The organism is Belliella aquatica (assembly GCF_014637795.1).
GTDB lineage: Bacteria > Bacteroidota > Bacteroidia > Cytophagales > Cyclobacteriaceae > Belliella > Belliella aquatica.
Genome location: NZ_BMFD01000042.1, coordinates 1 through 2618 on the forward strand (window position 1 = coordinate 1; position 2618 = coordinate 2618).

At 43.6% G+C, this 2618-nt stretch carries 1 protein-coding gene; it reads left to right on the plus strand.

Features of this window, described 5'->3' with window-relative positions; translation table 11 throughout:
- Positions 1–2535, plus strand: a 2535-nt coding sequence (locus IEV57_RS19165) for a CLIPPER-2 domain-containing protein (RefSeq protein ID WP_188444649.1), incomplete at its 5' end; no start/stop codon positions are given.
- Between the last annotated feature and the right edge of the window lie 83 nt (positions 2536–2618).

Consider the following 2618-nt stretch of genomic DNA (forward strand, 5'->3'; position numbering starts at 1 on the left):
GTAGAGAACGATGGAGACTTCACCTTGACTAATGTGGGTGTTTCGGATGCCTTGCCGGGCTTGAGTGCGATCACTCAGACCTCAGGCACGACAACCTTGGCACCAGGTAGGTCAGCGGAATTTACAGCTACCTATACGATTACGCAGGCAGATGTTGACAACGGATCAGTAGTAAATACAGCAATAGCGACAGGGACACCTCCCACAGGAACTGATGTAACGGCTACAGATACCGAGACGATCACAGTTGATATTTCAGCTGCAACAGCTTCGATCAGTATAGCCAAATCAGCGAGTCAGTCCACGTATGGATTAGGAGATGTGATCACGTATACCTTCACGGTAGAGAACGATGGAGACTTCACCTTGACTAATGTGGGTGTTTCGGATGCCTTGCCGGGCTTGAGTGCGATCACTCAGAGCTCAGGCACGACAACCTTGGCACCCGGTGGGTCAGCGGAATTTACAGCTACCTATACGATTACGCAGACGGATGTTGACAACGGATCAGTAGTAAATACAGCAATAGCGACAGGGACACCTCCTACAGGAACTGATGTGACGGCTACAGATACCGAGACGATCACAGTTGATAATTCAGTTGCAACAGCTTCGATCAGAGTTCGTGTGGAAGCAATCGATTTTACCTTCGCAGCTATTGGCGATCAGGTTGCCATAAGCTATTCTGTCAGGAATACCGGGAACTTTACACTTTACAATGTTCTGGTCAAAGATCCAGCTACAGGCTTTGAAATAAATATTGAAAAGCTTGAGCCTGGAGAAGAAGTGTTATTCCCTACAATTATTTATACCATCACAGTAGAGGACTTTAATGTTGGATATGTGGATTTAGAGGTGGAAGCTGTTGGTTATACCTTGAATGAGCTTGAAGTGAGTGATCAAGATTACGATGAAATTCTTAAGCAGATCATTCAAACCATTGATGTAGCAGTAATAGCTGACATACCTGTGATTAGTCAGGTCGGTCAAGTAATTACTTATACATACGAAGTTAGTAATATTGGTAACAGTGATATTGGTAGGGTCTCGGTAAAAGATCCTATAACGGGCCTTGATATTTTATTGGAAGAGCTTCTCTATCAGGATACCTATGTTATACAAATAGTATATGTGGTTACCCAAGAAGATTTGGACAGAGGTTATATAGAGAATGTTGTAACAGCGGAGATCATTCAGTTCTTTTTAAGTGGGATTGATGGGACTACAGCGGAGGATGATGAGTTGGTGCTTGTGACTCAAGATCCTTCCATTAGCATTACAAAAGAATCTGAGCACCAATATTTTGTGGAAGAGGGAGAAGTAATCACCTACACACTTACTGTAAGGAATAATGGTAACGTAACCTTGAGGAATATTCATGTTGAAGATCCTCTCACTGGCTTGGTAATAGTGATTGATGTATTGGCTCCCTTGGCAAGTCAGCAGCTAACGACAACATACACTGTACAGCAACAGGATATGGACCGTGGAGAAATTATAAACAATGCCAGCGTTACTGGTGATTTTAATGGGACTATTTACACGGCCACTGATTCATTGGTTATTCCATTAAGGAAAAATGATATCGAAGCGAATATGGATAACTTCCAAGAGAACGAGATCAATGGTTTGTTGGGAGGAGTAGCAGGAAATGTCTTGGACAATGATAAGCTCAATGGTAATCCGGTAAAAGGGTCTGAGGTGATTATCACTGTAAAAGATGAAGGAGGAATGCCTGGTGTGAGTATCGACAAGGATGGCAACCTGATCGTACCGAAAGGTACAGCTCCGGGGACTTATGTGATTACCTACACCATCTGTGATGTTTTGGATCCAGAGAATTGTGATGAAGCTATAGCAATTGTAGAAGTTTTCCATGGTGTGAACTTGAAGATTACTAAGACAGTGGAAACTTCTGAGGTGTATGAAGGGGATGAATTCATCTATATCCTAAGGGTTGAAAACAATGGAAATATAGAATCTGCGGATGCAGTTGTAACGGATATTCTTCCAGATGGCCTAAGGTATGTATCAGCGACAGTGAATGGTCCATCTGCGGTGTTTGCTCAGAATGGACAGGAGTTGAGTTGGAAGTTTGCGATGCTGTTACCAGGTGATGTTGCAGAGATTGCATTAAGGGTAAAGGCTGCTCCGCTGACTGATGGCAGGGATAAGAGTTTGGTCAATACTGCCACAGTATCTTCACCACAACGGGAGTTGAGTCCTGATGATAACAGTTCATCTGCAGCAGTAAATATTAAGGCATTCTTTATACCGAATACGATCACGCCAAACGGGGATAGAATCAACGATACTTTTGAGATACCTGGCTTGGGCAGGTATGTGAGCAATGAGCTTTTGATCTTCAACAGATGGGGTGACCATGTGTACGAGCGCAAGAACTACCAGAATGACTGGAGTGCTGAAGGCTTGGTATCGGGTACGTACTTCTACCTGTTGAAAGTAACCGACGAAAGCGGTAAGGATCAGGAGTTCAAGGGCTTTATCCAAGTGGTAAAGGAGCGAATCAGATAAATATACCGTACGCCCGGCGGGAGGGATTCCTTCTGCCGGGACGGTATTATCCAAAATCAGGAGCTAAAAAATAAGAGAAAATG